Genomic DNA, 7,001 nt, shown 5'->3' on the forward strand with positions numbered 1-7,001 from the left:
CCCCTTCCACCACTTCGTGGTCCCCCCACCCCCGCATGCGGGGGTGGGCAAGTTTATGGAGGGAGAAAGCCAGCTCCCCCGATCCCGATCAAGGGTTCAGAGGGTTCTCTCTCCCCCCTCACTTATTGTCCCACCGCTTGCGGGGGGAAGGTGGTGCGTTAGCACCAAAGGGGGGCGGGCCCGTAGGGCCCGCAAAAGGGAAAAGGTTCATGGACACGCCCGGGGGCGTGAGGATTCAAAGGGTTCAGCGGGTTGTGGATTGCCGCTGCGCGGCAATGATAATATATGCCGCCTTGGCTCCACAAAGACCTATCCTCAGCCCTGCCGGGCAGCTCCTTCCAGCGGAAGGAGGCTTACATTACGGGATTTCCTTCCCGCCGACCGGTATTTACCTGCCTTTACCTCACTATCGGCACGTACCGAGATCCTTCGCTGCGCTCAGGATGACCGGCGAGGCGGCGGGAAGTCAGATGTCTGACGTCTGATGTCTGACGTCTGATGTCTGCCATCTCACCGTCTGAACCTCCCTGCTTTCGGGAATACAGTCCATCCGCTCACAGCCAGCAGATAGCGGAAAGCGGACAATGATCCCCCTATAGGCTATAATAAAGAAAACCCATTTCCACAAGGAGCATGAAATGATACAGGAAACAGCCTATGCAAAAATCAATCTCACCCTGTCCGTAGGAGACAGGCGGCCGGACGGATACCATGACATTGACTCCGTCATGCACTCCATCTCCCTCCATGACACCATCACCCTCAAAAAGGCGGACACCGTCAGCCTTTCCATCCTGAAGGGCAGTGCCCCGACGGGCCGGGACAACCTCATGGTGAAGGCGGCGGAGCATTTCCTTGCTGCCCGCCATATCACTGGCGGCGTCTCCATGACCCTCGCCAAGGAAATCCCCTCCGAAGCAGGCATGGGCGGCGGCTCCTCCGACGCTGCCGCCGTCCTCCGGGGACTTTCGGCCCTCTATGAAACAGGGGACACCCTGGAAACGCTCGCCGCCCTGGGCGCCGCTCTGGGCGCCGACATCCCCTTCTGCGTCCTTACCGGCGCCGCCCGCTGTGAGGGCATCGGAGAAAAACTCACTCCCCTTCCCTCATGGCCGGGCCTCCCCCTCCTCATCGTCCGCCCCCAGACCTCCGTCTCCACCGCCAAAGCCTACGCCGCCATCGATGCCAGAGACAGCCGGCCGGAAAACACCACCGTCCTCTGTGTAAAGGCCCTGGAAACAAGAGACAAGAGCCTCCTCTTCTCCTCCCTGTCCAACGACTTCGAAAGCGCCCTCTTTCCCACCCATCCCATCCTCCATGACACCGCCCGCACCCTCCGGGCCCTCTCCCGCCCCGCCCTCATGACCGGCTCCGGCTCCGCCTTCTTCCTCCTTCCGGAAAACAAAAAAGAGGGCAAATCCCTCCGCGAAACCCTCAAGACAGCCCATCCCCTCTGGTTTGTAGAAACAGCAGAAACCGTGGCGCCATAAATACTTCACCACAAATCAATTTCCGGAACACTCCCCATTTTACAAAAGTGCGGCATGCCGCACTTTTGTAAAATGGGCTTTTTCATAAAGCCCATTCTCCCACCGTCCCTATTCCCAAAACTTCCTGTTTTTCAAAGTTTTGGGAATAGGATATCTTCATTTCCATCTGCCTTTGACAAATAGTCGCTTTCATGAGGGAACTTCTGGCCATTTTTCACATTTCATGAGGGAATTTTATTCGGAATTTCACATTTCATGAGGGAGTTTCCACCATTCCAGTCTGACAGTCTGATAGTCTGATCTCCTCTTTCATCGGAAAGCGGACAGCAGACAGCGGATAGCAGAATTCCACCATCTGACCGATCCCTCAAACCTCAATTCTCTTTCCTCAAATCTTTCTTTTCTCCCCCTTTGGTACTGCGTACCACCTTTCCCCCACTGCGTGGTGGCACAATAAAAACGGCGCCCCGTCATTTTGAGCGAAGCCCCCAAAATCTCCCGCCTCTACGTCACTTGCCGTAAGTGGAAGATACGCTTCCGGGCACTATGCCAGTCTGACCTCTGATCGTCTGATAGTCTGATTTCCCCTTTCATCGGAAAGCAGACAGCGGATAGCAGAATTTCACCATCCGACCGCTTCCTCAAATCTCTTACCTCCCCAGCAGCGTGGGATCCGTAAGGAACTGCTCCACCCCCACATACAGAATCCCCTGCTCATCCTGCCAGGGAATGACCGCATCCCGCAGGACCACTATTTTGCGGAACGAATCATCGATGCGGCGCAGCGATTCCGTTTCCTGTTTCCTCTTCTCCTCTGTATCCATACGGAAAGCAGACTGGATATACCAACGGCTGCTGCCCCTGTTCACCACAAAATCCACCTCGAAATTTTTGCGCAGCTTATGCCCCGCCTCATCCCGGTAATTATACTCCACCATGCCTACATCCACATCCAGCCCCCGGCGGCGCAGATCCGTAAAAATCACATTTTCCATAATATGGGTAGGCTCCTGCTGACGAAAATGGAGCCGCGCGTTTCTGAGCCCCACATCGGTGAAATAATACTTGTAGGGAGACGCCATGTACCGCTTTCCTTTCACATCATACCGCTGCGCCTTCTCCAGAAGGAAAGCATCCATGAAATAATCGATATACCGGGAAATCGTGGGCCCCGATATTTGGATATGCTCCATAGATGCAAAGGCCCGGGACAGCTTGGCCGGATTCGTCAAAGAACCGGTGGAAGAAGACAGAATATCCAGCAGCTCCTCCAGCACATCCTCATCCTTGGCGATACGATTTCTTTCCACCACATCCCGGATATAAGTCCTCCGGAAAAGATCATTCAGATACCGGCTCTTCTCCTCGTGAGACGAAAGCGACTGTACCACCGGCATGCCGCCATAGGTACAGTACTCATTAAACGCAAAGCGGATATCCCCCTGCCATACGGACAGGAACTCCTCATAGGACAAAGGATATACCCGTACCTCGTCTCCCCGGTCCCGGAACTGGGTCAGCACCTCCGAAGACAGCATGCGGGAATTGCTCCCCGTAATATAAATATCCACGTAAGGCAGCTTCATCAGCCCCATCACCACATCCACAAAAGTAATCTCCGATGAAGGCAGATAGGGATTAGGGATACTCTCCACAAACTGGATTTCATCAATAAAGATATAATACCGCCGCCCATCATCCTTCAGCCGGCTCCGGATCCACCGATCCAGCTCCAGCGGATTCCTCTCCCGGGCATTGGCCAGCTCATCCAGGGAAATGGAAATCACACAATCCTCCGGCACCCCCTTCCGTAGAAGCTCCCTTCGGAAAAGCGTAAACAGAAGGTACGACTTCCCCGCCCGGCGCATACCCGTAATAATCTTAATCCGTCCATTATCCTTCAGCCGAAGCAGCCGTTTCAGATAAAAAGGCCTCTCAATCTCCATGACGCCCTCCATTTTACAAAAGTGCGGCATGCCGCAAAACAATAAAATGATACCTGCCTTCATTTTATACAGAAATTGCAGGCATTGCAATATAACAAAAAATCCTATTTTACAAAAGTGCGGCATGCCGCACTTTTATAAAATAGGATTCCCTATCAGTCTGATTGTCTAACCGACTCTCCCTCAAATCTCTTTTCTCCCCCTTTGGTACTGCGTCCCACCTTTGCCCCGTTGGGAAGCGTGTCACTGGATTCTCGGTCGCCCAAGGGCTCCCTATAGCATGGCTATCACCGACTCACGATAATTTGTGCGTCGCTTTGCTCCTGCAAATTATGTTCGCTGGTGTGACTCCAGTTCCCTTGCCACCACTGCGTAGTAGCACAATAAAAGCGGCACCCCGTCATTTCAACCGCAGCGAAGCGCACCCCTGAAATCTCCCTGCTCTACGCATCCCCGCCGCATATGAGGAAAAGCCATCCCCAGCCAGTCTGAAATCTGACGTCTGACTGTCCGCTTCACTCTTTCATCGGAAAGCGGACAGCCGACAGCGGATAGCAGAATTTCACTGTTCCCCCTCAAACCTCAAATCTCTTTCCTCAGTCCTCTTTCCTCAAATCCCCTCCCATAACCAGCCGTCTCAGGAGAAAGGCGCAAAAGAAGGGGAATGTATATATACCATCTGCGTACCCCACATTTCCGCCAATAAGTTTGATTCCATGTCGGATATCCGGATAAGCGCTGCTTTGAATCAAAGTCCGCAAAGACTTTGCCCTGCCATTGACCGCCTTCACCTCTACCGGCAGTAATTCATCCTTTGTGCGGATGAAGAAATCTTCCTCCAGGGTAGAATCATTTTTCTTGTAATAATATAAAGAATAACCGCTTTTAGAAAGGGCCTCTGCCGCCGCATTTTCATACAGTGCACCTTTGTATACGCCCATATTTCTATTGGCACGGAAATCCAGCTGTGATTCGTCATCCAGCGATGCTACCAGCATACCGGTATCCCTGAAATAAATTTTAAACTTATTTCCCTCATAGTTTCCTTTAAGCGGCAGAGAAGGGGTATGCAGACAATAACACAGACTAATCAGCCCAGCATCCTTGAGCCACTCAATGGCGTCCATATAATTTTTGATCCTTGCATTTTTAGAAATCCCGGTAATCTGGAACTTTTTATTTTCCTTTGCCAACTGTATGGGAACCTGCCGGAAAACAGAAAGCACCTTTGTCTGTTCCAGCCCGCTCAAATACTTCCGGATGTCCCCTTCATAATCCAAAAGAAGCTGGTGCTGCAAATCCAGCGTACCCTCAAATGTCCCCTGCTCTATATAGGTCCGTACGATTTCAGGCATACCGCCTAAAGTACAGTAGTCAAGAAAAAGATTCTGCAGCAGCTTCATATCCAACGGGGAAAAGGGCTTCATTTCCTTCATATGTTCCAGCATGGAATCAATGAAATCCCCATCATATCCCCTGGCCCAAAGGAATTCCTCGAAGTCAAGAGAAACCATTTCATAATCTTCTTTATATCCCACACTGACACTTTCGATACTGTGATAATGAACCCCCAGCATGGAACCACTCAGAATCACATCATACCGGCCATCTATCTTAAAAAACTTGAGGGATGCTGCAATCTGCGGAAAATCCTGCACCTCATCAAAAATGATAACCGTCTCTCCAGAGATGAACTGCAGCGACGGATTCACACGGGAAATACTGCGTATAATCGCTTCCGGCCGAAGATCATCCAATGGTATCATTTTATATACCGGTTCTTCCACAAAATTGATATAAATATAATTCTTATAATTTTTGCGGGCAAACCGGAGTATGGACTCCGTCTTTCCCACCTGCCTGGCCCCTGAAATCACAAGCGGCTTATGGGGCCGGCTCTTCCATGCCGCCAGAAAATCATCCACCTTCCTCCTGAGATACATACCAGGTCCCTCCTCTCAATAAACACTGTCCTCTTCTATCATCATACGATTTCATGAGGGAGTTTTCAACCATTTTTCACATTTCATGAGGGAGTTTTGTTAGGAATTTCACATTTCATGAGGGAGTTCCCACCATTCCAGTCTGAAGTCTGATAGTCTGATTATCTGATGTCTGGCACCCCCGTCATTTCGACCGCAGCCGGTCAGCCGACAATAGGAAAGCCCTTCTGAATTTCTCGTTTCCCCTTGAGGTGGCAAGGGAACTGGATTCATAGGGAGCCGTATGGCGACTGAGAATCCAGTGACACGCTTCCCTATGGGTGAACGCCTCGAAAAGGCAAAGGGTGTACGATAGTAAGTAAGCTAATGAATATCACCATCGTTCTACGCGGGCCAACTTCGGCTGACTTGGAGGTCCTATGCAGGACCTCCACAGAGTGGAGAAATCTCCCCGCTCATATGCAGTCCGCCGTATGTGAGAAAAAGTGCATTCCCACCAGTCTGACTGCCTGATTATCTTACAAGCTAATGATTCCTCCCAAAATCACTCTTTCCTTGCATCCACCTTTTTATTCCCTTACAATATGGATAGAGAAAGAAAGGAGGCGAATCCATGACTGAGCAAAGATTTATCATAACAGAAAATATGATGGATTCCCTATACGGTTCGGATAACGCAAAGTATGACCAGCACGCCAAGCACCTTTTGGCCAGCCGGAAACTACTCGCTGAAATCGTAAAAAAGGTGGTTCCCGAATTCCAGGATGCCAGCATCGATGACATTGCAAACAAATATATTGAAGGAACACCGCTTGTGGGAAGTGTACCTGTAAACCCGGGCCTTACGAATGCCGTGCCCTCCAAAATCTCAGGCGACCGCAATGAGGACGGGGCACCGAAAGAGGGGTATATTACTTACGACATCCTCTTCCATGCCCGTGCACCAGGCGCAAGGGAAACCATGACCCTCATTATCAACGTAGAGGCCCAGCGTACCCAGAAAGAATCAACACTGACATATCATTTGATGAAACGGGCCGTCTTCTATGCCTGCCGTCTTATTTCTTCACAGAAAGAGCGGGAATTCGAAGGCAAGGATTATAATAGTATCAAAAAGATATATTCCATTTGGATCTGCATGGATTCGCCCAGCGAAGACAGCTATATCAACCGCTACCGCCTGGAAGAAAAGCACCTGCTCCACCGTTACGAAGAATCGCCTGAGAACTATGACCTGGTCAACATCGTTCTTATCAGCTTAGGAGAAAAGGCAGACAAAGACAGGCTGATTCACCTGCTGCAGGTTCTTTTCACCGAAAGCCAGCAAACCTTTGACTCGAAAAGAAACATTTTGCAGAAAGAATATCACATTGAAATGACACCGGAAATGGAAGAGGAGATGAATACCATGTGCAACTTGAGCTTAAATATTTCAGAAGAAGCCCTGAACAGAGGCCTGGCCCAGGGCCGCGCAGAAGGCCGGCTGGAGGGCCGTGCTGAGGGCCGTGCTGAAGGCCGTGCTGAAGGCCGCCTGGAAGGCCTGAATGAGACTGCCGCCCGCCTGCTTTCTATGGGCCTCTCCGTGGAAGATGTATCAAAGGGTACGAGTCTTCCTCTTGAAA

General features: G+C 50.9%; 4 protein-coding genes. 2 read left to right on the forward strand and 2 right to left on the reverse strand.

Annotated features, from left to right (window positions below):
* Window positions 1-605 precede the first annotated feature (605 nt).
* Window positions 606-1,490 (forward strand): 4-(cytidine 5'-diphospho)-2-C-methyl-D-erythritol kinase, encoded by an 885-nt coding sequence (locus Q0482_RS07215; RefSeq protein ID WP_299145074.1) that lies wholly within the window; start codon window positions 606-608, stop codon window positions 1,488-1,490.
* 650 nt (window positions 1,491-2,140) lie between these two features.
* Here the strand turns inward: Q0482_RS07215 and Q0482_RS07220 are convergent.
* Window positions 2,141-3,436 (reverse strand): ATP-binding protein, encoded by a 1,296-nt coding sequence (locus tag Q0482_RS07220; protein WP_299145069.1) that lies wholly within the window; start codon window positions 3,434-3,436, stop codon window positions 2,141-2,143.
* Window positions 3,437-4,032: 596 nt separating this feature from the next.
* Entirely contained in the window at window positions 4,033-5,379 is a 1,347-nt protein-coding gene (locus tag Q0482_RS07225) for an ATP-binding protein (protein ID WP_299145070.1), read from the reverse strand.
* A gap of 613 nt (window positions 5,380-5,992) precedes the next feature.
* Here Q0482_RS07225 and Q0482_RS07230 point away from each other — a divergent pair.
* On the forward strand, window positions 5,993-7,001 hold a 1,009-nt coding region (locus Q0482_RS07230; RefSeq protein WP_299145072.1), incomplete at its 3' end, for a hypothetical protein.

Origin of the sequence: uncultured Dialister sp., from assembly GCF_937959425.1 — a bacterium.
Taxonomy (GTDB): domain Bacteria; phylum Bacillota; class Negativicutes; order Veillonellales; family Dialisteraceae; genus Dialister.